Below are 24,474 nucleotides of genomic sequence, written 5' to 3'. Positions count from 1 at the left end.
GCGGTTGTCACTGTCGTCGCAAGAGACGGCACCGTGCGCCGTCGCCGAATCTTGTAGGCGCGTCACCGCAGAGCACGGCGGTCGCGTGCCAAGGGAACCGGGGAACCAACTTTTGGGGTGAATCGGGCCGAGCCAGGCCCGTAGGAGACCTTCCTGCTCCGAACCCGTCAGCTAACCCGGTAGGCGAGAAGGAAGGAAAGGAGCGCGCCCTCGTGGCGTCCAACAGGTCTGCCCTCGACCAGGCTTCTCCCGGGTACGACGATGGCGAAGAGCCCGCCGCACCGCCCTGGGAAGAACCCTGGGAGGAATGGAATCCCACCGCCGAGTCCATCGCTCCCATCCGCGGCAAGCATCGGGTGGCCAAGCAGCGCGGCGGCACGATGGCCCGCAGCGGTGCCGTACTCGGTGTGGGCGTCATCGCGGCGGTCGGCGCCGGCGGCATGGCGAGCGCCAAGGAGCGCCCCAAGGCGCCGATATCGATGCCGGACCTCGGGCACGCCGCCGATGAGGTCATGGACACCCTGCCCGACGCCGATGAGCTTCCCGGCGTCGGGTCACTCATATCCGAAGGCGGCCACGGTACGGCGGGTACGGCCCCCCAGGCCCAGCCCGCGTCACGAGCGCCGCTGACCCAGGCCGGGCTGACTGCCGAGGAGTCCGCGAGCGGCACCGCCAACGCGGGCGAGGTGCTGCGCACCCGCATCCTGCGGCAGGCCGAAACCCAGCGGACCGCGGCCGAGACGGCGCAGCGTGTGGCGGCCGAACGTGCGGCATCGGATGAGGCCGCGGCCGATGCGGCCCGTAAGAAGGCCGCTGAGTTGGAGGAGAAGCAGGCCGCGGAGGCGGAGGCCAAGCGGAAGGCAGCGGTGGAGGCAGAGCGGAAGGCAGCGGTGGAGGCGGAGCGTAAGGCGGCGGCTGAACGCCGCGCGAAGCTCGCCGCCAGCTATGTGCTGCCGGTCGGCTCGTACACCCTGACCTCGTCGTTCGGCCAGGCCGGCGACATGTGGTCGGCGAACCACACGGGCCAGGACTTCGCCGCTCCGACCGGGACGCCGGTGAAGGCGGTGCACGGCGGGACGATCACGCAGGCCGGGTGGGCGGGCTCGTACGGGTACCGGATCGTACTCACCCTCGATGACGGCACCGAGGTCTGGTACTGCCATCTGTCGTCCATGACTCAGACATCGGGCGAGGTGTCCACGGGCGATGTCATCGGGCGGGTGGGCGCGACCGGCAACGTGACCGGTCCGCATCTGCACCTGGAGGTGCGGCCCGGCGGGGGCGCACCGATCGATCCGGTGGCGTGGATGCGGGAGCGCGGACTGCAACCGTAGGCGGGTGGCTCGCGCGTGCGGTGGGCGGGGCTGGTGGCGCGTTACGCGGGCGGTGGTGTGGGGCGGGAGCGGGGCGGGAATAGCGGGGTCGTGCCTGTTCGCTCGATCTTTGGCATGGTGGATCAAGCACACAGCACGCGTACGCGCCGGACGGCGATATCGAGGTCTTTCCGCTCGCGTTCGGGGGCAACGTCTTTGGGAGAGGCGCTGACCAGTCGCAGCCTTTTGCCGTCCGCGCCGCCTACACCAGCGTGACTGGCAACTTCATCGATACTGCCGATGTCTACTCGGCTTGGGCGCCGGGCAATGTGGGCGGCGAGTGGGAGGCCATCATCGGCAACTGGCTCGCGGCGCGCGGCAACCGAGGGCACTGTGCACAATCACCTCACTGGGCAAGGGGTGTCCGGCGCGGCACGGTTCGGGGAGCACGTCACCAGGGCCACAGACAGGAACGAGGGCCGCTCCAGGTAGAAGCCGCGCGACACGTCCCCACCCCAACCGAGCCGTTCGGCAGCCGCGTTGACCAGTGTCGCCAGACGCGTACTGTCGCGGTCCGGCTCGGCCATGAACCGGGGCGCGTACTCGGTGAGCTGTTCCCCGAGCCAGCCCGCCGCGTCCTTCGGCTCCTGCCAGGTACCACGAACGAGGCGCCCGGGTTTCATGAGCCACAGGGCCGTTTCCATCGGGGGGAGGTCACCTGTGCGCAACTCCGCGACGGCTTCCTTGTACCGCTGGTTGAGCCTGTGGCCGTTCGTATCGTCGTCCCCCGTCGGCGGGGGTGGCGGGTCGCCGGGGGGCCGTCTGTGGCCCTCCTTGTCGAACCGCTTCTTGTCACCCGTCCATAGGTAGCCGTGGTAATGCAACTGCTGTTCCGTTCAACGCAGGAGCAAGAGAACGGCGACCGATCCCAGTCCTCGGGGAAGAACCAGAACCGGCCGCCGAAAGGGAGCGGCCGTCAGGCCGACAGACCAAAGCGCGCCGGGTCGATACCGGCTGCGTCCAGCTCGGCGGTCGTGAAGCGCAGCGGCGCCATGTCGGGGCGCTTGTCGTCGCCCAATGCCCACGCATCTGGGCTGATCTTCGCCAGCGTCGCGCACGACTCACCGTCCGGATGCGTGTTGCCTCCGCACGCCTTGAAGAATGTGGCTTCGTCGATAGGCAGGCTGTACAGGTCGATTCCGGGCATGGGCATGCCTTCCTGTGAGGTCAGGGAAAGGGGCAGGCTCAGAGCTGGTATTGCTCCGCCTTCGACACGTACACAACGCCGGGGCCAAGAGCCATCGCCGACTGACGAAACAACTCGTGCAGCATCGTTCTGGAGTTGTCCCGCATGGCGTTTGTCAGGTTGTCCGCCAGTAAGGCGGTCTCAGACGAAGCAGAACCATTTCTGTGTCTGCCATATGCCGACCGTTCTTCGTTAGCCACAAGGGCCGTTCTCCGTCGGCCACATGGGCACACGGATGTTCCCGTCACCATCCTGGTATGCCGGACGGCTTGTGACGGGGTCCATCCGCCAACCCTGCGGGGCCTTCCGGTTGTCGCCCTTCGGTTCGGTCGGCATGGGTACATCCTCGGCCTATCGCCGACGGACCTCTAGCCTCTTTCCTGTTGTCTCAAGAAGTCGTCCCGAAGTCCTGCAACGAAGGCCCGCATTTCCTCGCCCGTGAGGGACGCACTCTCGAACCCATCGAACTTGCTCACGTACAGTTCGACGTCTCTAGCTTCGGTCGTGGTGATCTCGGCGTGAGGGATTTCTACAATGGCTAGGCTGGTGTCGAAGAGGGCGAACGAGGAGCTAGGCAAGTCCGTCATGGGCGCTGACTGGGGAAGAACTCCGATACGCACGTTCGGCATTCTCGACATGGTGATGAGCTTGTCTAGTTGCGCCGCTAGCATCGATAGGCGGACGATTCTCCATCTGAGTACGGACTCAGTGATCACGAATCGAAAGGTTCGGTGAGTGTCGTGTAAAATCTCTTGCCTGAGCAGACGTGCGCCCATCATCTTCTCCAGGGCGCCTTGCGTGTAACCATGTCGGCCAAGGACGGCGCGCGCATATTCAGGAGTCTGGAGAAGGCCAGGAATGCACGACGGCTGAAAGAGTCGCATAAGCATTGTCTGAGACTCTATGGCCCTGATCTCGTCCTGATGCTTGTGGAGTCCGGTACGGCGCAGGATGCGCCACGCTGTCGCCTCTGTGGCCGCCTTGCGGGCTGCTTCGGTAAGCCGGGCCTTGACCTCATCCGACACTTCCAAGGCCGTGAGGATTCGCTCTACGTCCATCAGGCTCGGTGTAAGGGCTTCGTTCTCAATCTTGCTGAGCTTACTTGGAGACATGACAGCGCTACGGGCGACTGTTTTAGCCTGCTTCCCGCTGGCTTCCCGCAGTTCCCGTAGCGCCTGACCGATATTGATGGTGTTCACGCTGGCTTGTGCTGCTCCCACCAGTCACGGAAAGGGGCAGCGTTACTCATGGCCGAGTCTCGGCGCTCTAGCCATTCCTGAGCTTGCTCCTCGGGGATCAGTTCAGCCCCCAGAAAATCACCGCCGTTGCCGTAGCGCATGGTTACGACGGTGCTTTCATCGAACGCCCAGAAGTCCGGCACGCCCTCTAGTGGATTCGGCTGGTCGGTGGTGTCGAGGATGAAGAACTCTTCTCCCGCCTCCTGGTTTCGGACGTAACCCCACCCGAGTTCAAACCTCAGGTAGTCGCTGAGGGGGCGGGAGAGAAGGTGAACCCGGTACATGCGCTTACCGGACTGCGTGGCGCCCCGTACGGTCTCAACCCAACCGGCCGACTTGTACTCTTTCGGTTGTGGCTTGCCAGCCAAGAAAGCCTGATAAGCCTCGACGCCGCCCGACTTGCTGTAGTCGTCCAAGGTTTCCAGCCGAAATGCTTCGCGCTGAAATTCCTTAAAGAGGTTCCCGAAATCTTCAGGTGAGATGTTCACGGGCCACCCTCAAGAGCAGAGACATAGGGATGCGCACGGCGGTTTCGTTGTTCGGTAACTGCATGGTGGTGAGTGCTTCTGCGTCGTCCACCTTGAAGCCCTGCACCAAGACGCTCTCTGCGCCCTCTATCGCCCACACGGTCGGGCACGGCCCTGCGTCACATTCGCTTGCAAGCTGGGTGAGCTTCACTGACTGACCCCCTGCGTAATTGGTGTCCTGTTCGATCCTTGCGGCGCTGTGATGGGCGGGTCAAGGCGGCCCAGTTGAGAGAACAGGAAACTCGGCACGGTGGCGCCCATGCGGCAGCCGCGAGAGGGGTCCCCGCATGAGCTGGCCCGGGTCACCGCAGAGCGCGGCCTGGCCGCGGTCCCGTACTACGCGCTGGCGTCCGGCTTCCTCACGGGCAAGTACCATCCCAGTGGCGCGGATGTGGACAGCGTACGGGCGGGGAGCGCGGCGAAGCATCTGGAGAGCGAGCGCGGGCCGCGGGTGCTGGGAATGTTGGACGAGGTGGCCGCCGCGCACGGTGCCGAACTCGCGTCGGTGGCGCTGGCCTGGCTCGCGGCGCAGCCCACGGTCGCGGCCCCGATCGCCAGTGCCCGCACGGTCGAGCAGCTTCCGGCCCTGCTGGCCGTCGCCGAACTTGAGCTCACGGACGCGGAGGTCGCCGCGCTGAACGAGGCGTCCGCCTGACGGTTCGATGGGCCAGCCCGATACCGCCTTCCGGGCCGCCAGGCTGGTCCGTTCCTTGCCGAGAGCTGTGGTGGGCCCGCCTTGTGACGACCTTTTACGACGGCTCCTTGTGACGGTTTCTTGTAACGGCTCTTTATGACCGTCCTTTATGGCGCACGGCGACCCTCAAGCCATAACGATCCTCAAGTCATAACGAGTGCCGAGCCATTACGGCTGAACGTCGATTGGCGTCACGCTGTTTCTGCCCCCCCCACGCACATGCCCATACTCATTCTCATACGCTTCTTCATCCGCGTCTTCTTGTGCGTCCTCGCGTTCGTCCTCGCGTTCGTTCTCACGCGCACCTTCATGTGCGTTCGCGTGCTTGTCGGGCACGCTCCTGCATTCCGTGCGCGCGGTGGCCGGCCGTGTCAGAAGGCTGTGTAGCGCACTAAGCCCCGCCATGTGGATGTGCTAAGTTCCGGCTACTCGACGGGGCCGCCGAGTAGCCGGTGCCGCTCGACGTCTGACCAACGTCGCTAGGCATTGCGTGATGACTTTCTGGAAGTATTCGACTACCAAAAGTGTGTACTGCCGGAAGTTTCTGCCAGCTTGGCTGCCCTGTTCAGGCGCATCGGCGGCGTTGTCGTCGATGTGAATCCAGGCAGGGGAAGCCATGGGCCGCATTGTTCTCGTTATCAGTTCTCCGTCGCTGCACCGGCGCGTCAGCGAGGCGTTGACCGCGCCCGGCTGGGGCGTCGCGTCCTGGACCAGGGCCCAGCGGGGCCGCGCCGATCCGGCCGTGGATGTGGCCGTCGTGGAGTCCAGGGCGCTGGCTGTCGAGCCGTCGCTCGCCCGCCTCGGTATGCGGGTCATCGCGCTGGTGAGCGGCGAGCACGACCCCTTCTGGCGCTCGCCGTGGCGCCAGTCGGTGGCCGGCGTAGTGGACCGCGATGACCCCGACCACGGCTATGTCGCCGCGGTACGCGAGGTGTTGAGCGGCCGTGGCTGGATTTCCCCGGAACTGGTGCCCTGGGTGCTCGCCAACTCCGGTGGCCCGCCGCGCCCACCGGGTCCGCCGCGGCCCGTGCCTGGCCAGCTCACCAAGCTCACCGGCCGCGAGGAAGACGTCGCGCAGCTCGTCGCGGAGGGCCTGTCCAACCCGGAGATCGCCGACCGGCTCTGCGTGGAACTGAGCACCGTGAAGTTCCACGTGTCCAACGTGCTGCGCAAGCTGGGCTGCCGCAGCCGCGCCCAACTGGCCGCCATCTTCCACACGTACGACACGGCGGCGCGCGCGATGCTGCCGACGTAACTGGGTGGTGCGGCGGCGTAGCGGCGTGAGTGCTGAGCGTCAGCGTTCGGCGTGGGTCGAGAGCACGTCCACGATGGGGGCGTCTCGCAGCGCGGAGACCTTCGCGCGGAAGTGTACGAGCCTGCGTTGCGTATCGATGGCGCTCTTCGGCGGCAGCAGGGCGAAGGCCATGATGACGCGGGACGGGTCCGCGACGCCGTCGCTGACGACGTCGTGGATGGGCGGCCGGTCGCCGGTGATGTCGAGTACGGCGTAGAGCAACGCCACGCCCCGCAGCGGCGGGACGAGCGCGCCCGCCGAGCCCGCCTCGTTGATCAACCGCTCCGCCGCCACCCGGTGCTCGTATCCGGTGACGCGGGCGAATGACTCCGAGTACGGCGCCCTGCTGCGCTGTGCCAAAGACAGCGGAGGCGAGCCCAGCAAAGTGGCCTCGAATCGGTCTCTGGCCACCAACTGCGGGGCGATGAGCAGCCAGTCCTCCACCTTCGCCAGCGTCCCGTCCAACTGCTTGAGGTAGGTCAAGTGTGGCTGGAAGAGGTCGGGCCGGCTCCACTCCAACCCTTCGAGCACGCCCACCAGACGGGAGTGCCCGACCACGCTCGTACGGGCCGGGAACCGGCGCACCAGGGCGCTGGAGCTGTCCGGAGGGTTGGTGAACAACTGGTCGGCGCCGCCGAGATCGTCAAGGAGCGGCCTCCAGCGGGCCGCGTTGCGGCGTACGGGGGGCGCGCCGCCGGGGTAGGCGGCGGGTTCGATCCAGGTTCCGGGCGAGCGAATCTCGATCAATTCGGCGTTATACATCTTGTTGGCGCTCGTCGGCTTGAGCCACGGCAGGTGCTGGGCCACGAGCGGGGGCACCTGGGCCGGGGTGACCTGGGGTTTCCCATCGATCAACGGGGCATATCGCTTGAGTTCGGCGCGGAAGCTCTCCTCGTCGCGGCAGACCGCCTCAAAGGCGTCGTAGAGGTCGATCTCCTTCTTTCCGTACGATTCCCCGCGGCTGATGTACAAGCGCACCAAGTCCCGGTAACCCTTGCGGAATCCGAACCAGCGTCCCATCTGCATCAAGGTGTCGGCCTGCGTTGTGGTGCGCCGATAGTAGGAGATAGTCAAACCCTCGACGGTGAAGCCACGGGAGAGTTTGGCGCCACCGACCAGAATTTTCCACAGCGATCTCTTGTCGAAGTCGGCGGTGCCCTGCTCGATGTCCTTGTCGCTGTTCACGACCAGTACGGGATTCTCATCCCCACCGATGCGAATGCAGGCGGCGCCGATATGCGGTGCCACCTCCGCGAAATCGGCCGGAGTGGCGAATCCATCGGCCCTGGCGGCGGATACGGGAGCGAAATCGGTGTCGAAGAGGGTACGCAGCCGGGCGTGGCCGGTCGGCCCCATGTAGCCCGATGCGTGCCAAAGCCCGGTGAGGCGCTCGGCCAGGGCGCGATGATCGACCGTTCGTACCGACTCGTGGACCAGCATGGTGTGGTGCGGATAGGAGAGACCGCGCGGGTCGTTTTGCTCCCGGTAGAGCTTGATGGCCGCGGAGAGGACGAAGGCGTCCAACGCTTGCTGGAGCGTGTCGGTGTCCTCCTCCTCAGCGGTGGGCGGAATATCGCGAACATGAGCCTTGCCCTGGGAGTTGGCGTAGGTGCGCTCCTGCCAGGGGACGCCGGAATCCAGATCGTGGAAGGCCCGTACGCCCATGTATCCGGCGGGCGCCGGCAGCGAGACGATGAAGTCCTTGGGGAAGATGTCGGCGGTGTCGCTCGGGTCGATGAACACGTTGGCGAACGGCGTCGCCGTATAGCCGACGTACTGGGAGCGGGGCAGCAGCGCCAGCAGGCTGGAGACCAGGCCGTTGATGGCGGTGCGCTCGGCCTTGCCCTCGCGCAGCTTGCGCGGGTCGGAGGTGTTGACGGATGCCTGGTCGGACTCGTCATCGATGATGATGACGGGGATCTCCGCGAGCGGAGTGCGGATCTTTTGGAGATCCTTGAGCAGCTTCGTCAGCACGGTCTTGTTCTTCTTCACCACCATCAGGCGGGCCGCGCTGCGGTGCACATTGCGCGGGTCGTGCAGCGGGAGCGCCGGCTCCTGTTTCTCGAACTCCAGCGCCGTGATGCCCTGGAGCAGCCGCTTGTAGTCGTTGTCGCGCGTCGTCATCCGCACGATGTCGAACGCGCCGAGCACGGACGGCAACCCGCCGTGGGCCAGGAAGCCGTCTCGGTGCCACTCGGGGTCATCCGCGTAGTCGGACTCGGTCTCATCCCCACCGCGCAGGATGTTTTCGCGGCCGATGAGCTCCATATCGAGCCGGCGTTGCGTTTGTTGGCGCAACAAGTTGAGCGTGCCGGCGAGGACGATGACCAGCCGGTAGCCGGAGTCGATGGCCTTGGCGATGACGCCGGTGAAGTTGGCCGTTTTCCCGGACTGTACGTGCCCGACGACCAGGCCTTTGGACTGGTAGATGGCAGGCGTTGCCGGGTTGGCGAGCCGCTCCACGACGCGGTCGGTGGCCTCGTCAAGGGCCGCCAGCGCCGCCGCGTTCCAGCCCTTGCGTTCGAGCACCCGCTCGTATGCGGGCCAGTACCAGTTGCGGCTCTGCTGCGCGGCCGGGGTGTACCAGGGGGTGAACTCGGTGCTGATGACGGTGGGCGCGTCGGCTACGGCCACGGGGACCAGCTCGGTCAGCACCTTGCGCGTCTCGTCGTCCAGCGCGAGCAGTGCGTAGATGTCCGTGCGGCGCGCATCAGTACAGGGGCCGGCGGCTGACCACGGCGGGGACTGCGCGAAGTCCCAGGCGGTGACCGCCCGCCGCCACAGCTCCACCAGCGGGTGGCCCGCATAGCCGCCGAGCAGCCGGTCGCGGAACCCTTCCTGCGTGGTGTCCGGTTCTGGCGCCAGCCCCTGCGACCAGTAGCGCAGGCCCCCCACCAGCGGCTGCGGGCCGGCCTGGCGCAGCGCGGCGAGGACGATGGAATGCAGGCGCAGGGTGCTGTCGTCGCTCATGTCACGCGCTCCGGATGGTGGGGTCGTGGCCCGCCGCGGGCGCCTTGCCGGCAGGGCGCTGTGCGGGCATCTCAGCAGCGCGAACATGCGGGGGCATCGCTTCGGCGGGGTGCTGCGTGGGCGTCGCATCGGCCGGGCGTCGCGCGGGCGTCTCGTTGGCTGGTAGGCGTAGGGCCGCTGGTGCGGTGGCGGCAGCCGGCAGGCCGGTCAGGTCAACTCCATACGTCAGCGAGACGATCCGCTGCCTGGCCTCGGCGGAGAGCGCGGCCAGCACCTCGGGGCCGAGCCGTGGCAGCCGCTCGTCAGCGGAGCTGACAACCAGCGGCTGGGTACGCAGCGACCAGCGCTCCGGGTCGGGCGCAGCGGCCAGCGGGCCAAGCCACTCGCACCGGGTGAGCTGGTCCGCCAGTTGCTGGCTCAGGTCAGGGGCGTGCACGGCGACCTGTTCTCGTATGGCGCGCACCCGTTCACTGAGCGAGCTGCCGGCGGAGCCGCCCCGGGTGAACTGGAGGGACAGCAGCCACAGCGGTCGGTCTCCGGTGGGCACGAGTTGGGTGAGGCCGCGGATGCTGTGCAGGCGGCGCTCGCTTGCCGTGCTCTTGACCTCGACGTCGTACGCGGGCAGCCCGAAGTCGTGCTCCTCGCTGTGCGGCCCCCGCCAGGCGGCTATGGCGATCGGCCAGGTGAAGGAGTACGCGAACCGCTCCAGTGCGTAGAGCTCGCCTAGCAGCCCGACGCGCTTTTCCTCGCTGATGCCTCGGGTGCGGGCCAGCAGTTCGGTCCAGGAGGCCAGCGTCTCGGTGAACGCGCGGGCGGGGCTGTGCCCCTCGCGCCGCACCCGGTCGGCCACGCCCTGGAGCAGGTCGTGGAAGTCGCGGAACAGGGCCCGTTCCGCCGTGGCGATCTCCAGCATGCGCCGCCCGCGGGCCGCGACGGGCCGCACCACCACGGCGGTGAGGCCCGAGAGCGGCACCCGGTCCGCCGGGTCGAGCGCGATGCGCAGGCCGGTGCGGGCGCCGTACGCATCGACGAAGAACTCGATGCACGGCTCGCCCGCTAGCGGGATCAGGGCCGGGGTGCCGTCGTCCAGATATCCGGCGACCGTGGCCCACTCCACGTGCGGTGTGCCGGGCGTCGGCCCGCTGTGCAGTGTGCCGGGCGCCGGCCCGCTGGTCACTGCTCGTCCATGCGGTCCAGCTCGGTCCGCGCGGCGGAGAGCAGGATGCTCTGCCACAGTTGGAGGTTGTCCTTTTCGCGCGGGCCGCTGTACTCCTTTTCGAAAATCTGGTGCAGCAGCAGGTAGAGCAGGGATTTCACCATGGGGGCGTCGGTGAGCCCGCCGCGCCGACCGCCCAGGAGTGCGGGCCGGTACGTCTTGTTGAGGTGAATCGCCCGCTCCTCCCGGTCAATGGCGAAGAAGACGTCGCTGTCCAGCTTTTCCCAGCGAATCGCGATGGTCTCCTCGCCGGAAATCAGCGGGAGTTCCTCCTCGACCGTCCGCTTCACCTCGGGAGCCAGCCCCTTGCCGGGGGCGATGACCGGCTTACGGTCCACGCCGGCGCGTTTACGGGCCTCGCGATAGGTGGCCTCAGCGGCATCCAGATACTCCTTGAACGCGTAACCGCTGGCGTCCTTCGCCTCGTTGAGTGCCGACGCGAAGGATGGTGACGCCTCGACTCCGGCCTTTTTTACGGTGAGCCGGAAGGCATCGCCGCCGTCAGGCGGGAGCTCAACGGCGACACGGGCGAGCGCGAGGTGTTGTTCGGGCTGCCGGTAACCGTTCCAGCCACCCGCCTGGACGAGGCGGTCATTGCGGTAGAAATAGAACCCCTGCTTGTCCAGGACCGTGCCAACTGCCCGATATTCGTCCAGGTTCGACTTCGGTGTCCACACATGGCCGGTGAGCGGTACGTCCCCCACCCCTTCGACGTCCGCCGTGAAGACCCGGGGGAAGCCGGCGGACCCGGTCACCGGGTAACCGAACGGGTCGAGCGACTCCACGCCGAAGTCCATATAGACCGTTCGGGTCAGCACGTCCTCGACGGCGATGGTGATGTTGAAGTCATCGCGGGCCAAGAACCGGTGCAGATAGAGCCCAAGATGCAACCCGAGCTTGGGAATCATCCGGGTCAGATAGCGGTCCGTCTGGCCGCCACCGCCGTGCTTGGGAAAGTCGCGCACCCCGTCCCAACGGATGATCGTGCCCTGCCAGGTGATGGGCCGGCCGTGATACCGGTCCATGAGGTCCTGTGCATAACCGGTTTCGACGATGTCGCACTGGAAGCCCTCTTTGGCGTGCGCGGTCACCCAGCGGCGACCCACGGAGCGGGTGCGCTTGGTTTTGCTGATGACGGTGACGGAGTCGGCGTGGCTTAGCGAAGCTGCCTTGAGGCCCGTACCGAAGATACCGAGGGACTTGTCCCCGTAGTCGCGGCGGCCACCCACCGTCATGGCGACGTCGAGCGCTTCCTCATCCATACCGCGGCCATCGTCCACGACGAGGAGGCTGACGAGTTCGTCGCCGTTGCGCAGCACGTGGACGACAACATCTTTGGCCCCGGCATCGATTGAGTTGTCGATGAGGTCGGCTATCGCGACTTCGAAGCCGTAACCCTGGCTGCTCAGCGCTTCCATATAGCGGGGGTCCGGCGGAAGACGCTTGCTGCCGGTGGTGGGAACTTCGAAATGCCAGTCGCTCATGACCTGCCTCAGGGACACTGCTCGCAACGTTGCCCGCCCCGACGGAGGCGGTGGGGGGTGAAGCGCACGTCGGAGGGTCTCTGGGATCGAGAGCGACTGTACTGGATAGCTCTCACAAGGGGGAGAAGTCGTCGTAATTCAGTTTTCTGAAATCAGCGACAGAATGAGGGGTTTGTCGATGGTGGGCTGCTTTGTGCGGTGTGGTGTGGACGTGATGCTGTGCGGCCGTGGCCGGTGTCGTCTCCGAAGGTCACCCCGGTGGCCACCTGGGAGGCCGTTTCGGTGACACGTCGGGGGCCGCATCCGGTGGCCGGAACTGGCTTGCCCACCTGGCGCGTTAGGCGCCGGCCGAGTTGCTGGGGCGGCGGGCTGCTGGGGTGCTGAGCCGCTGAGCCGCCGGGGTGCTGGGGCGCTGGGCCTCGGGCCTCGTGTCGATCGGGGCATGTGCAGTCAGTGGCCGCGGGGCTTCGACGGGTCGATTAAGGGAAATAGCATTCGAGTGTGCCGCGCCGCCGGATATCGAGCGTCGCGCAGTGAAACGAGCCGCCGAACGGCGCGTAATGCAGCAGGTCGCACGGGATCGGTTCGAATCCCCATTGTTCAAGCGCGCGCAGCATGCCGGTGTGGTGCCGCTCCGCGATCACGCGTTTCTCATCGACCATGAGGACGTTCATGCTGAGCCATTTACCGCACATCGAGGTGATCTTCAGCAGGCGCTTGTCGATGGGGTTCGGCTCGGGGGCAATCAGGACGTCCCATGAACTCAAGATGTCCGGCAGGCGGTTGACGTCGATGTATTCGGGATTGACCAACACCTTGCCAGGTGCGAGCAAGAGGAACGTCGTGTCGATGTGCATGGGCATGCGGCAGCGGCTTTCGATCTCGTGAATGCGATAGCGAGGCCCGAGGTGGCGGCGCATCCAGTCGATGCCCATGTGGTTGGTGACGTTGCTCCGCAGGACGAAGAGGTCGCGGCCCGCCCGCACGAAATCCGCCGCGTCGAAGACCGGCTCGAACTCGGTGAGGATGTAGCGCATGGGCTCGCCGACCTTGGGGATACGGAAATCCTCCTCGAACAGCGCGTCAGTGAGCTGCGGCTTCGGCGCCGCCGTCCACCGCGCGCCGCGTCGAAAGTAGTCCTTGAGGATCGCCCGATAGGAGTGGGTCTCGAAGTATCGGCACGGCCATGCCATCGGGGTCTCGATGATCTCGTCGCCGATGACGAGCATGCTGTCGCGCGGACAGGTATTGCAAAAACCGCGCGACGACCAGTCGGGGGTACCGAAGCGCCGCCGATGGTTGACCGCCTCCGGGCGCGTGACCTGAATGCCGAGGGATTGCAGGAGAGAAACGAACTGATCGAGTTCATGCTGGGCCGGCTCGATCAACTTACGTGGATACGTGAAACCGCCGGCGAGCCTCTGCAACCGTGCCGCCCCCGGTGGAATGTTGCAGGACACGACCGGATGGTCCGATGGGATCGTCGCGCCTTCGAGACGCCCGACGATGATCTCCTCCAGCGGGTCCCACTCATTGTGTGAATTGACCGGCGAAAGGAGAGGGGCCGCAGTGTCGTGGGCCGTGGTCGATGGCGCTGACATCACGCGCCGCCCGTGGCCCGCGTAGAGGCAACGTCATGCGCCGCCGTCACCATGCCGGACCGCTGTGATACCGCCATGCTCAACCGCTTTCGATCGCGGAAGTAAGAAACGTCATGTATCTAATTCATCACGGATCGTGGTGATGCGCGGGCGGGGCTGCGCCGGGTGGGCCTGTGCTGCCGGGTGTGTCGGGGTTATCGGAGTAGTCGCGTTTGGCGAGGTTACGGTCGGCCGGGCGCCTGCGGCCCTTGCCAGCCCCCGGGCGGTCCGTACGGGGGAGGCCACGGGCCGGGTCCGCTGGTGCTGCCGCCAGGGGCTGGGCCGCTGGTCGGGGTCGGACCCGCGGTGGGGCGCGGGCCTCCGCCAGGGGCTGGGCCGCTGGTCGGGGTCGGACCTCCGGTGAAGGTTGGGCCGGTTCCGTAGCCCCATCCGTACCCGTGACCCCACCCGTTTCCGGGGCCGGTGCTGGGCCCGTGAGGGCGATAGGGGGCATAAGGCCCGTAGCCCCCGTAACCCTGCTGCCTCCACTGCGGTGGGGGCGGCGGTGTCGGGATGGAGAGGGCGGCGTGGGCCAGGGCGGGCTGAGCGATGTCCTTGCGTTGCCAGAGGTGGTTGAGGAGGGCTCGCTCACGGGCGGCGAAGTCCTGGCCGGCCGTGCCGCGGTAGGCGCGTTGGCGCAGAAAGGCGAGCGAGGTGGCGTACGAGGTGTACTCCGCGACCGCACGCGCCGCCGCGTGCCCCCGGGTGCGGCGCGCGAGGTCCTGGGCTATGGCCCGTGCGCGCATCGAGGACAGGGCAACCGGCTCGGGCGGCGTCAGCCAGCCCGCCGCCTGGTACGCGGGGAGCTGGGTCCTGATGGTGCGCAGCTCCTTGCCGCGGGACCAGATGGTGAACCAGGTCAACAAGGCGAACAGCGGAACCATGCACAGCCCGTAGACCGCCAGGAAGCCATAGCCACCCAGGCTCGCCGAGCCGTTCCACACGCCGTGCAGCAGCATGGAGGTGAGCAGCGCGACGATCGGAATGAGCACCCGGCGGGTGCGCTGCCACGGTGGCCGGGCGGCGGCGATGCCAAAGCCGATGCCGGTCAGCGCGGTGAACAGCGGGTGCGCAAATGGCGACATAACGGCCCGGATGAAGAACGTCGCTGCGGTGGTCGATTGCAGTCCCGAGTAGCCGAACGTCTGGTCGCTGACGAAGGCGTTGCCCAGATAGAGGATGTTTTCGGTGAACGCGAAGCCGGTGGCCGTGACGCCGGCTATCACCACGCCATCCACCACGCCGTTGAAGTCGTGGCGCCGGTAGAGGTAGAGCAGCAGTACGGCGGCGGCCTTCGCGGATTCCTCGACCACGGGCGCGACCAGCGTCGCGCCCCAGGTATCTCGGTCGGCCGATGACGACTCGGCAACCGTCGTCATGATCCAGTCGGTGGCCAGGCCGTTCGCGAGCAGGGCGACCAACGTCGCGGCGCACGAGCCCCAGGCGAAGGCGAACAGCAGATTCCGCCAGGGTTTGGGCTCCACGCGGTCGGCCCAGCGGAACGCCGCGATGAGCAGGGGCACGGGCAGGATGGCCAGCCCAAGACCGACCAGGAAGCCCTTGGTCCCCGTCTGCTCTCGGACGAGGGCGAGGATGACCAGGCCGGAAAAGGAAAGCAGCACAATCAGCGCGGTGGCACGCAGCACCCGGCTCTCCCGCATCCGTTCCCACTTCTCCCAGCCATGAGCGAGCGCCCGGCGCCGCCGATCACCCTTGCGCGCAGCCGCCGGCCCCGACGCGGCACCACCGCGCGGCACGGGTGCGTATGGCGGCGGCGCAGGCGCATACGACGTTGGTGCTGGTGCTGGTGCTGGTGCAGCCGGGGTAACGGGTGCTGCCGGGGTAACTGGGGCAGCTGGGCCGGTCTGCGTTGCCTGGGGCTGGTGTGTCCCGTCCGTCACCCCCGCCGTGGGGGCCGCGGCAGGCTCAGGGCCTACGCGGTCCGATGGGACGGACGGGTGAGGGGGCGGGGACTCGTGCACTCGGCGACCCTAACGAAGGGAGCAGTGGTGGCTCTCCGGATTATGCCCGCACTGTCACGGTCGTGCGGGGTGGTCTTGGGCGTCGGGGTGAAGACGCTCCGTGCGCCGGGCTTCGCGCCCCGTAGCGGCGCTGCCGGCCGCCGGACGTCGCACGTCGGGCGCGACGCGCTCGGTCTCAGCGGCGGTGCGCCCGGCTTCTACGTCGGTGCGCCCGGCGGGGGTGGTGTGCGCTGCGGCGGGGGGAGTGGGATTCCCTCCGGCGCGCGTGGCGTGCGCCCCGATGCTCTCAGTGACCTCTACGCCGTGCGCGCGCCGGAACAGCAGGTCGTGGACCGGGTGACCCTTGTCGATGCCCTGGCCCTCGAACCTGGTCAAGGGGCGAAAGTCGGGCCTCGGTGCGTAACCGCCATCGGGTTGGGTGTTCTCGAAGTAGGGGCTGGCGGTCAGGACCTCCAGCATCTGTTCGGCGTACGGCTCCCAGTCGGTCGCACAGTGCAGCAGCGCGCCGGGACGCAGGCGGGTTGCGGCGAGCGCGAGGAACTCCGGCTGGATCAGCCGCCGCTTGTGATGCCGCTTCTTCGGCCACGGGTCGGGGAAGTAGACCCGCAGCCCGGAGAGCGAGGCCGGGGCGAGCATTTCGCGAAGCAGGATGATGGCGTCGCCGTTGGCGACCCGCACGTTCGACAGGCCCTCGCTTTCCGCGAGCGCCAGCAGGGTCCCCTGGCCGGGAGTGTGTACGTCCGCCGCCAAAATGCCCGTGCCGGGGTCGGCCGCCGCCATCTGCGCCGTGGCCTCACCCATGCCGAAGCCGATCTCCAGGACGACGGGCAGTTCGGTATCGCCGAAAAGCTCGCCCAGGTCGATGCGGTGCAACCCGTCAATGTCGAACCCCCACCGCGGCCACAGGCGGCGCAGTGCCTCACCCTGGCCCGCGGTCACCCGACCGCGTCGGGGCCGGAACGAGCGAATGCGGCGCTCATGGTGCGAACCCGCCGGGTCGGCGGCGGGACCATCGGGAAAACGGGGGACGCGCGAGGCGCCCGTGGCGGGCTGCGCGTGCTGCTGGGGGGCGGTGTGGTTCTCGGACACAGTGCTGCGATTCTACGGGGCCATGGCCCGTCACCTCCGCCGCTCACGGGCGGCCCACGGCCCGGTAGAGCTCAGCGCAGCGCAGCGTGAAGGAAAGGCAATGTAGCCGCAATGCGAAGGTAGTGCGGAAGTAAAGAATCGCAGCGAAAACCTCGGTGACGTCTGTGGCGAAAGCGCTGTTGTGAGGTGAACTAGGACGGAGCACGTGGCGGAAACAGACGCCACATAGGTCGGATGAGGCGCGAACGTACGGGGGCGACGATGGCCTGGCAGCGGCCTGAGGTGCAGGGAAAGAACAGACCCGGGGCACTGTGGTTCAGCCCACGGCCCGAACGTCGTCCAATTCCCGCCCTCCCCTCGTCCCGGCCGCGCTGGATACGCCTCCTCACGGGCCTCATCACGGGAGCGTTCGCGACCGTGCTGTTGGGCGCCGCAGGCAGCGCGCTCGGCGAAGAGCGTGGCCACCGCACCCCACGGGGTGGCGGCGGCCACCGCCATGAGTCCCCGTCCCACCGGCCCATGGACGACCCGTCCCGCCGGGCGCACCCCGTATACCCCCTGCGCCCTGTGAGCCCCTTGCGCCCCGTGAACCCACCGGAAGCGAGCGTGCCCCCGAGCACGGGCCGGGGTGCGCCTACGGGTCCGAGCCCGAGCCCGAGTGCCGGGGCACGTACGGGCGCGAGCCCGAGCACCACCGCGGGCCCGACACCGGGCATCGAGGCACCTACGAGCCCGAGCCCGAGCGCCGACGCGGCTACGGACGCGAGCCCGAGTTCGAGCGCTGACACGCCTGCGAGTCCGAGTCCGAGCCCGGGTACCGAGGCAGGTGCGAGCCCGAGCCCGAGCCCGAGCCCGAGTGCCGACGTGCTCACGAGCCCGAGTCCGACCGTCAGCGCATCTACGAGCCCGACCGTCAACGCGCCCACCTGCCCGAGCACGGACGCATCTACGAGCCCCGACCCGAGCCCGAGCAGCGACGCGAGCACGCGCGCTGACACGTCTGCGAGCCCGACCCCGAGGTGACGCCCGGCTGGTCGGCGGGCCGGCCGGGGCGGCGGGTCTCGCGGCGGCGGGCGGCCTCACCCTGTCGGCCTCACCCTGTCGGCGTCGGCCTCCGCGGTGGCGCGCTTAGAGCTGCCGGAGCGCTCGGCGTGCCACCTCGCGGCCGATGGCCAGGGAGGCCGTTGCCGCGGGGGATGGCGCGTTGAGCACATGCACCACGCGGGCCGTCTCCTTGAAGAGGAAGTCATCGACCAGCGTGCCGTCTGGCAGCAGGGCCTGGGCACGCACCCCTGCCGGGGCGGGTATCAGATCGTCGGCCGTGACGTCGGGCAGCAGCCGGCGCACCGCCCGCGTGAAGGCGCGGCGCGATAGCGAGCGGTGCAGCTCGCCCACCCCGTAGCGCCAGTGCTTGCGGGCTATCTGCCAGGACCCCGGATACGCCAGCGTGCTGGCCAGCTCGCCGGGGTGCACCGTGAGCCAGCCGTATCCCTCTTTGGCCAGCGCGGGCACCGCGTTGGGCCCGATGTGGACGCTGCCGTCGATGCCCCGGGTCAGATGGACGCCGAGGAAGGGAAAGGCCGGGTCGGGCACCGGGTAGACCAGGCCGCGCACCAGGTCTGCGCGGGCCCGCTTCAGCTCGTAGAACTCACCCCTGAACGGGATGATGCGCATGCCCGGGTCGTCACCTGCCAGTCGGGCGATCTGGTCGCTGTGCAGCCCGGCACAGTTGACGAGGACCCGCGCTCGCAGCACATCCCCGGACGCCGTGCGCACCGCGACGCCGCCGCTACGCCGCCCGATGGCCTCCACCCGTGCGTCGCACCGCACGGATGCGCCCGCGTCCTGCGCGAGCCTGGCGAGCTGCGTCGAGACCGCGCTGAAGTCACAGATCCCCGTCGTCCCTACGAAAACCGCGGCCCGGCCGCGCACACGTGGCTCGTAGGCAGCTATCTGCGCGGGCCCCAGCTCGCGCACCGGAATAGCGTGCTGCCTGGCGCGCTGCACCAGGCCGTGCAGGCGGGGCAGTTCGGAGCGCTCCGTGGCGACGATCAGCTTCCCGGTGACCTCGTGCGGAATGTCGTACTCCGCGCAGAACTTCACCATCTCCGCCGAGCCCTGCACCGCGAACTTGGCCTTCAGCGAGCCGGGTGGGTAGTAGATGCCGCTGTGGATGACGCCGCTGTTGCGGCCGGTTTGATGGAGTGCGGGGCCGCTCTCCTTCTCCAGCACGATCACCCGTGTGCCCGGCGCGGCACGCGTGATCGCGTACGCAGTGGACAGGCCGATGATCCCGCCCCCGATTACCAACACATCACCGTCGTACCTCACCGCGTCACCTCCCCAACGCCCCTGGCACTCGCCCTGTCTTCCCGGCTCTTACGGTCCGCACCGACCGCATAAACCGGGGCGTTCCCATCAGCGCGGTACAAAACCACCCCGCGACACCCGCCCGCTTTACCGACGCTCACCATCATGACCTGCGCCACTGACAACGGGCCGAAACCAAAGCGGCGCTTGGGTTCCGATGGGGTGTGCGAAAGACGACGCGCGTGTGACGGCGTGGGGGCTGGCTGGCCCGGATGTCGGTGTCGGTCCGGTCTGAGTTCTCGCACCGACCGTCCGGCGCCCGGCCCGGCCCGTAGCCCCACCACCGGGCAGGCGCCGCGCCGCCCGGGCTGACGGCGCGCAGCGGCAAGCGGACCGCTCGGCGGGCGGCCGGACGGGGAGCGGGCCCCGGTCTCACGCCGGGGCAACCAGCAGGGGCCGCGCTCGCTCGCGCAGCTCCACGACTCGGGGCTCGTCGCCGTATGGCTCAAGCCGATGCAACAGGTCCCGTACGTACTCGGTGGTGCGTGCCGATGAAATGCGCCCGGCGACCTCCACCGCCCGGGTGCCAGCGGCGCAGGCGGCGTCCAGGTTGCCGGACTCCAGTTCGGCGACGGCCGACACCACGAGCCGCAGCCCGTGCGAGCGCACGAACTCCTCGGTCGGACAGGCCAGCGCGTGCTCGGTGAAGCGGCGCACCTGGCGGGGCAGCTTCAGGTCGCGGTAACACTCGGCGGCGTCGGCCGCGAACCGCTCGTACGAGTAGAAGTCCAACCACGACGGGTCGCAGTCGCCCTGCCGGGATCGCTCAAGCCAGCCTTCGGATGCGCGCAGCGCGGCGCCGCAGGCCGGCCCGTCCCCGGCCTTGGCCTGAGCTCTGGCCTCAACGAGTCGAAAGAAGCTCATGGTGCGCGCCGTTGCGAGGCCGCGATTGCGTTCCAGGGCTGCTTGTGCGAGGTCCACGCCTTCGTCAGCGAAGCCCCGATAGGTGGCTTGCAGGCTCATCGACGCCAGCACATAGCCGCCCAGCGGCACGTCCGCGGCGGCTCGCGCCAGCCGTAACGCCTGGATGTAATAGCGTTGTGCGGCCTCCTGCTGGCCGGTGTCGAACGCCATCCACCCGGCCAGTCTGGTCAGTTCGGCGGCAGCACCGAACAACGCGCGGCCGACCTCGTCGGTGTACGCACCGAGCAACAGTGGCGCCGCGTCCACGCGCAGACACTCAGGCACCATGGAAGAACGCCAGTCTCCGCCGCCGTACTTGGAGTCCCAACGGCGGGCGTCGTCGGCGGCCTCGCGGAGCTTCTTCACATCGCTGTGCGCCACGCGTTGGGGTGTGCCGCTCAGGCCCGCTTGGTGCTGCTGGTGGTGCGGAGGCTGCTGGTGACGCTGGCCCTGTGCTGGTGCGGGCTCGCGTGCCACCGAGCTGTCGGCGGGAGATATCAGCCAGCGTGAGGCAGGAGTGGCGTACGCGGTGACGGCGAACGATCCGGCCAAGCTCTGCCATATGCCACCGCCGCCACGACGACCAGCGAGATCCAGCCGGTACAGGTCCGTTGCGGAGCGCACTGCTTGGCCGATATCGCGCGGAAAGGCGAGCCCTACCTCGGGTGCGGGGTCCGCGTCCGCGAGACCGATTTCATGGAGTGGGACGGGACGCCCGAGCTTGCTGGCGATTGCCGCCGCGATCAGGTGCGGGGCGGCTCCCTGCGGCACCATGCCCTTGGACACCCATCGGGCCACCGACGTCTTGTCGTAGCGCAGTGTCAGACCCCGTTGCGCACCGAGGTCGTTGACTCTTCGCGCGAGCCCGGCATTGCTGATTCCCGCGAGGGCGAGAACGGTGCCGAGCTTCTCATTCGGCCCGCGTAGCTCCCTAGACATGCGCACCCCTCGACAGCACCGACGGCCGCCCCGGCATAAGCACGGGGCATTCGTAAACCCAGCGTAGTTCGCCGCATCCCGACCGTTAAGAGGCGATGTCCCGGATGGCGAGATTGTGGTCTGTGCCACGGTGCGGGGCGTGGCATGTGCTCCCGGTGTGTGTGGCTGTGCGCCTACCTGTGCGCTCTGCCCTGCTTCGGTGGGTGCCGCTTCCCTTGGGGAGCGTGGGTGAGCCCGCTGCGCTCTGGCTGAGTGGGCTGGGGGCACCGCCGTCTCATTCCCCGCGGGCGGCGGATCGGTCCGGGAGGTGTGGTTGGCCTCCCGGACTGTGAGGACCGGGCCTTTCGTGCGCGATAACCACCCGTGCCGGGGCGACCGTTGTCCCCGGTGGGCGGGAAAGAGTGGCATGGGGGGTGGCTGAGATTGGCTGAAATCCGCCCCTGGCAGGGCGGCTTGCGTGGAACCGGAGGCGCCGACCATCGCTTCGGCCGTCCTGCGGACCGGTCGCGTGCTGCGTATGCCGTGGCTGTCAGCGGGGTCCGGTAGCTTCCGGGTGCCCGGAAGCGAGTTCCTGTCGCCGCCGCTCTGTTCCCGCCGTCGCTCCGTCGTCTGCATCGCCGCGGCCCCGCCGTCGCTCCGATTTCGCCTCGGTGCGCCGCCGCTTGGCCGCCGCCCTGCGCCGCGCCCTGTACCGCGCCCTGCCTCCCGCTCCGCCTTGCAAGGGATGCCGTGTTCTACGGAGAGTGACCACAACGTGCCCGCACGGTCCGGCGGGAGCCTCGAAGGCCGTCCCCGGGTGGCTTGATTGTGGCGGGAGTTGGTCTGGATGTGGGGGCCGGTTCGTCTGTTGCTCGCTTCGCTGGGCTCGGCTGTTACTGCTCGTACCGCGCTCCGCCCGAATCGCGTGGACGTGGCAGCATTGGCCCTGACGGAGAGGCATCACACGGTGATGGCCGGCCCGTTGGGGAGCGTCCGTGCACGCTCGGCGCCCGCGTGTTGGCTCCGACGATGCGGAAAACGTGGGCTTACTGTGCATGATGACGACTCCTTCTTAGTTGTCCACAGCCTGTGGAGGCGGCGATGCGGTGGTTGGTGGGGTGGGGCAACATCGCCTCGGGGCCTTCCCTCGCCCAGGGCGGCTCCCTACAGCCGGTCGGTGCCCAACTTGTGTGGGGAGGCCCCGATCCGTTGTGGGCTGTCGGTGACTGGCGCCTTGACGAGGTGCGCGTGGTGCACGCCGATCGGGCCTCGCGGCTGGCCGTGCTCGGCTGCTGTGGCGCCAGCGACGAAGAACTGCGCACGGGCTTGTTCGCAGCCAGGGGCGGCGCGCTTCGACACCTCACTGCCTGGCCCGGCAGCTATACGGCCGTCGCGCAGGTTGGCCGCCGGGTCACCGTCGCCGGCGACCTGGCCGGCGCGAGACCCGTCTTCTACACGCCGTGGGAAGGCGGCACGGCGTACGCGACCGCCGCACTACCGCTCGCCGACCTCATCGAGGCCCAACTCGACATCGGCCACCTCGCCGCCCTGCTGGCCTGCCCCGATTCGCCCGAGGCGATCGGCGACGGCACCCCGTACCTGGGCGTGCGGCGGGTGCCGCCCGGCCATGCGTTGGTGCTCCGCGGCTCCGCGTCGGACGGAGCGGACCTAGGCGGCAGGGCGTACGGGCGGGACGGGTCGGGCGGCGCGGCGCGTCAGGCACACGGCGCTTACGACGGGCGCCACGCCTCCGGCCAGGCATACGACGGCTCATACGACGGTTCGCGAGGCGCGGCCTATGGCGACAGCAGCTACAGCGGCTACAGCAGTACGCACGGCAGTGGGTACGGCAGCGCGTATGAGAGCGCGTACGGTGCCGCGCCGGGCGGCTCGCGCGGGGGAGCGCGCAACGGCTCCCGTGGCGGCTCGCGCGATGTCATCGGCTACGAGCCGACCGCCTCGCTCGCCGTCGCCGCACCCCAGCTCGACCCGGACCGGGCCGTGGAGGGCGTACGCGATGCGCTCATCGAAGCGGTACGCGTCCGACTGGCCGCGCCCCGGCACGCTCCGGAGGCCGAGGGGCCCGGCCTCGACCCCGGCCCCGTACCCGGCATGGGGCCCGCCGAGCGCCGCGCCGCCCGAGGCGCGCCCGCAGCCGGAGTCGGCGCCGACCTGTCTGGCGGCAGCGCATCCGGCACCCTCGCGCTGCTCGCCGCCGGGCTGCCCGGTGTGCCGGGCACCCCGCTCGGGCACGCGGCGGAGGCGGGGGAGCGGCTGCTCGCCGTCACCTTCAACGACCTGGCGATCGCCCCGGGGCGCATTCGCGAGGCCGAGTTGGAACGCGCCCGCAGCATCGCCTCCAACCCCCGCTTGCACCATGTCGTCGTCGCCGCGGGCGTGGAAGCGCTGCCGTACGCCGCACTGGAGCGCGGCCCGCTCACCGACGAACCCGGACCCGCGCTGATCAGCGCCGAGCGGCACCGCCTCAGACTCGCCGCGGGCTCCGCCGACCATCTCGTCGGCCACGGCGCACGGCAGGTTCTCGACGCGCACCCGGCGCGCCTGGCCGATCTACTGCTCGACCGGCGCCGCCGCCATCTGCTGCGCCCCGCCACGGCACTCGCCCGCGCAGACGGCCCCTCCGCGCACTCCTTCTTCGTCCCCTTCACCGTCTACCGCGCGGCCCGCAAGCTGGCCCGTACGCCCTATCGCGAGGGCGTCGAGGAGGTGGCGAACCTGTTGCTGCAACAGCGCTTCACCGATGCCGGCGACCGGACAGGCGATGACAGCGGCGGAATCGGCGGCGCGGTCGGGGCCTCGCTCGCCGCCCTCGCCTGGTGCCGTCCCGGGCCCGCGGCGCGCTGGTTGACGGGGGAGGCGCTCGCGGAAGTATCGGTTCGCCTGGAGGAGGCCGCCGCACGACCCGTCCTGCTGCGCCGCCCCGGCGAGCGCCGCGCGGACGCCTCGCTGGCGCGGCACGCCGCCGATCACCGCGTCTTCGAGCAGGCCACTGAGATCCGCAGCCAGCGGCTACACGCGCCCTTCCTGGACAACCAGGTGGTGCGGGCATGCCGCGCGCTTCCCGAAGCGCTCCGGGTGCAACCGGGGGCGCGCGTATCGGTGCTGCGCGCCGTGCTGGCGGGAGCGGGCATCCGCGACCTGCCGGCCGGCTGGGGCGCGCCCTCGCACGCCACGCACAACGTCGCGCTACGAGCGGGGCTGCGCCACGCCATCGATGACCTGATCGCGCTTTTCGACGCACCCTTGCTCGCTGACGCCGGCCTCGTGGAGGCCCGTGTCGTGCGCAAGGCGCTGCGCGCGGCGGCGCAGGGCGAACGCGTTCCCCTGGACGGCATCGCCGAGCTGGTCTCCACCGAGATCTGGTTGGGCCGCCTACTGTCCCGCCGCGGCACCTGCTGGACCGGCAGCGCGGCCCCACGCCAACGCGCGGTTGCCGGCGGAGTCGTGCCACGGCCCAGCATCTGAACGAGCGCCGGCTGGGTTGGCCGGGTCGGCTGAGGTGGCTGGGTTGTGCCTGGGAACCTGGTCGGGCGTTGAGTCCGTGCGAGATGAGGCGGTGTGCTGCGGGC

Annotated in this window: 15 protein-coding genes, 2 pseudogenes and 1 riboswitch; of the genes and pseudogenes, 4 read left to right on the top strand and 13 right to left on the bottom strand. The window is 68.8% G+C overall.

Annotated features, from left to right (window positions below; genetic code table 11):
• The first annotated feature begins 69 nt into the window (after positions 1-69).
• Positions 70-201, top strand: a riboswitch (cyclic di-AMP (ydaO/yuaA leader).
• A gap of 11 nt (positions 202-212) precedes the next feature.
• Positions 213-1,334: a M23 family metallopeptidase gene (locus tag FHS42_RS03800; RefSeq protein ID WP_312866711.1), complete on the top strand. Its 1,122-nt coding sequence runs from the start codon at positions 213-215 to the stop codon at positions 1,332-1,334.
• Positions 1,335-1,714: 380 nt separating this feature from the next.
• On the opposite strand, the gene FHS42_RS03795 is transcribed toward FHS42_RS03800, so the two are convergent.
• The 5 genes from FHS42_RS03795 to FHS42_RS03775 form a co-directional block, all read right to left on the bottom strand.
• On the bottom strand, positions 1,715-2,197 hold the full coding sequence (locus tag FHS42_RS03795; RefSeq protein ID WP_184569115.1) for a hypothetical protein: 483 nt from the start codon (positions 2,195-2,197) through the stop codon (positions 1,715-1,717).
• A 92-nt stretch (positions 2,198-2,289) separates the two neighbouring features.
• The gene (locus tag FHS42_RS03790) at positions 2,290-2,520 is read right to left on the bottom strand and encodes a DUF397 domain-containing protein (RefSeq protein ID WP_184569114.1); all 231 of its coding nucleotides are present in this window, start codon (positions 2,518-2,520) and stop codon (positions 2,290-2,292) included.
• 407 nt (positions 2,521-2,927) lie between these two features.
• The gene (locus tag FHS42_RS03785; protein ID WP_184569113.1) at positions 2,928-3,758 is read right to left on the bottom strand and encodes a helix-turn-helix domain-containing protein; all 831 of its coding nucleotides are present in this window, start codon (positions 3,756-3,758) and stop codon (positions 2,928-2,930) included.
• Entirely contained in the window at positions 3,755-4,285 is a 531-nt protein-coding gene (locus tag FHS42_RS03780; protein WP_184569112.1) for a DUF6879 family protein, read from the bottom strand. The genes FHS42_RS03785 and FHS42_RS03780 overlap by 4 nt, the downstream gene beginning before the upstream one ends.
• On the bottom strand, positions 4,269-4,475 hold the full coding sequence (locus tag FHS42_RS03775; RefSeq protein WP_184569111.1) for a hypothetical protein: 207 nt from the start codon (positions 4,473-4,475) through the stop codon (positions 4,269-4,271). Before FHS42_RS03775 ends, FHS42_RS03780 begins: the two co-directional genes overlap by 17 nt.
• Before the next feature lie 162 nt (positions 4,476-4,637).
• Here FHS42_RS03775 and FHS42_RS03770 point away from each other — a divergent pair.
• Positions 4,638-4,979: pseudogene (locus FHS42_RS03770) on the top strand (aldo/keto reductase); the annotation flags it as partial.
• 655 nt (positions 4,980-5,634) lie between these two features.
• Complete coding sequence (locus tag FHS42_RS03765) at positions 5,635-6,273, top strand: helix-turn-helix transcriptional regulator (RefSeq protein WP_184569109.1); 639 nt, start codon at positions 5,635-5,637, stop codon at positions 6,271-6,273.
• A 39-nt stretch (positions 6,274-6,312) separates the two neighbouring features.
• Here FHS42_RS03765 and FHS42_RS03760 read toward each other — a convergent pair whose 3' ends face one another.
• The 8 genes and pseudogenes from FHS42_RS03760 to FHS42_RS03725 form a co-directional block, all read right to left on the bottom strand.
• Positions 6,313-9,282: a Z1 domain-containing protein gene (locus FHS42_RS03760; protein ID WP_184569108.1), complete on the bottom strand. Its 2,970-nt coding sequence runs from the start codon at positions 9,280-9,282 to the stop codon at positions 6,313-6,315.
• A gap of 1 nt (position 9,283) precedes the next feature.
• Entirely contained in the window at positions 9,284-10,459 is a 1,176-nt protein-coding gene (locus FHS42_RS03755; RefSeq protein ID WP_184569107.1) for a PD-(D/E)XK motif protein, read from the bottom strand.
• The gene (locus FHS42_RS03750) at positions 10,456-11,982 is read right to left on the bottom strand and encodes an ATP-binding protein (RefSeq protein ID WP_184569106.1); all 1,527 of its coding nucleotides are present in this window, start codon (positions 11,980-11,982) and stop codon (positions 10,456-10,458) included. Before FHS42_RS03750 ends, FHS42_RS03755 begins: the two co-directional genes overlap by 4 nt.
• Before the next feature lie 479 nt (positions 11,983-12,461).
• Positions 12,462-13,583, bottom strand: a complete 1,122-nt coding sequence (locus FHS42_RS03745) for an amidinotransferase (protein ID WP_184569105.1) — start codon at positions 13,581-13,583, stop codon at positions 12,462-12,464.
• Positions 13,584-13,804: 221 nt separating this feature from the next.
• On the bottom strand, positions 13,805-15,283 hold the full coding sequence (locus FHS42_RS03740) for a PrsW family intramembrane metalloprotease (protein ID WP_184569104.1): 1,479 nt from the start codon (positions 15,281-15,283) through the stop codon (positions 13,805-13,807).
• A 630-nt stretch (positions 15,284-15,913) separates the two neighbouring features.
• Positions 15,914-16,693, bottom strand: a pseudogene (gene trmB / locus FHS42_RS03735) (tRNA (guanosine(46)-N7)-methyltransferase TrmB); the annotation flags it as partial.
• A gap of 1,128 nt (positions 16,694-17,821) precedes the next feature.
• Complete coding sequence (gene lhgD / locus FHS42_RS03730; RefSeq protein ID WP_184569103.1) at positions 17,822-19,024, bottom strand: L-2-hydroxyglutarate dehydrogenase; 1,203 nt, start codon at positions 19,022-19,024, stop codon at positions 17,822-17,824.
• Between the two features lie 411 nt (positions 19,025-19,435).
• Complete coding sequence (locus FHS42_RS03725) at positions 19,436-20,905, bottom strand: NsdA family TPR-like regulatory protein (RefSeq protein ID WP_184569102.1); 1,470 nt, start codon at positions 20,903-20,905, stop codon at positions 19,436-19,438.
• A 1,080-nt stretch (positions 20,906-21,985) separates the two neighbouring features.
• Between FHS42_RS03725 and FHS42_RS03715 the strand changes: the two genes are divergently transcribed.
• A complete protein-coding gene (locus FHS42_RS03715; protein ID WP_246494186.1) occupies positions 21,986-24,370 on the top strand; it encodes an asparagine synthase-related protein in 2,385 nt (794 codons plus the stop codon).
• Positions 24,371-24,474: the final 104 nt, after the last annotated feature.

The organism is Streptomyces zagrosensis (genome assembly GCF_014203645.1).
In the GTDB taxonomy this organism is placed as follows: Bacteria; Actinomycetota; Actinomycetes; order Streptomycetales; family Streptomycetaceae; genus Streptomyces; species Streptomyces zagrosensis.
The sequence above is the reverse complement of the archived record's forward strand: the minus strand, read 5'-3'. Positions and strand labels throughout refer to the sequence as shown.

Excerpts from the sequence above, each read along its gene's own strand:
- FHS42_RS03750 (WP_184569106.1), bottom strand. The coding sequence starts at position 11,982 with ATGAGCGACTGGCATTTCGAAGTTCCCACCACCGGCAGCAAGCGTCTT.
- FHS42_RS03790 (WP_184569114.1), bottom strand. The coding sequence starts at position 2,520 with ATGCCCGGAATCGACCTGTACAGCCTGCCTATCGACGAAGCCACATTC.
- FHS42_RS03715 (WP_246494186.1), top strand. The coding sequence starts at position 21,986 with ATGCGGTGGTTGGTGGGGTGGGGCAACATCGCCTCGGGGCCTTCCCTC.
- FHS42_RS03740 (WP_184569104.1), bottom strand. The coding sequence starts at position 15,283 with ATGCGGGAGAGCCGGGTGCTGCGTGCCACCGCGCTGATTGTGCTGCTT.
- FHS42_RS03760 (WP_184569108.1), bottom strand. The coding sequence starts at position 9,282 with ATGAGCGACGACAGCACCCTGCGCCTGCATTCCATCGTCCTCGCCGCG.
- FHS42_RS03725 (WP_184569102.1), bottom strand. The coding sequence starts at position 20,905 with ATGTCTAGGGAGCTACGCGGGCCGAATGAGAAGCTCGGCACCGTTCTC.
- FHS42_RS03765 (WP_184569109.1), top strand. The coding sequence starts at position 5,635 with ATGGGCCGCATTGTTCTCGTTATCAGTTCTCCGTCGCTGCACCGGCGC.
- FHS42_RS03745 (WP_184569105.1), bottom strand. The coding sequence starts at position 13,583 with ATGTCAGCGCCATCGACCACGGCCCACGACACTGCGGCCCCTCTCCTT.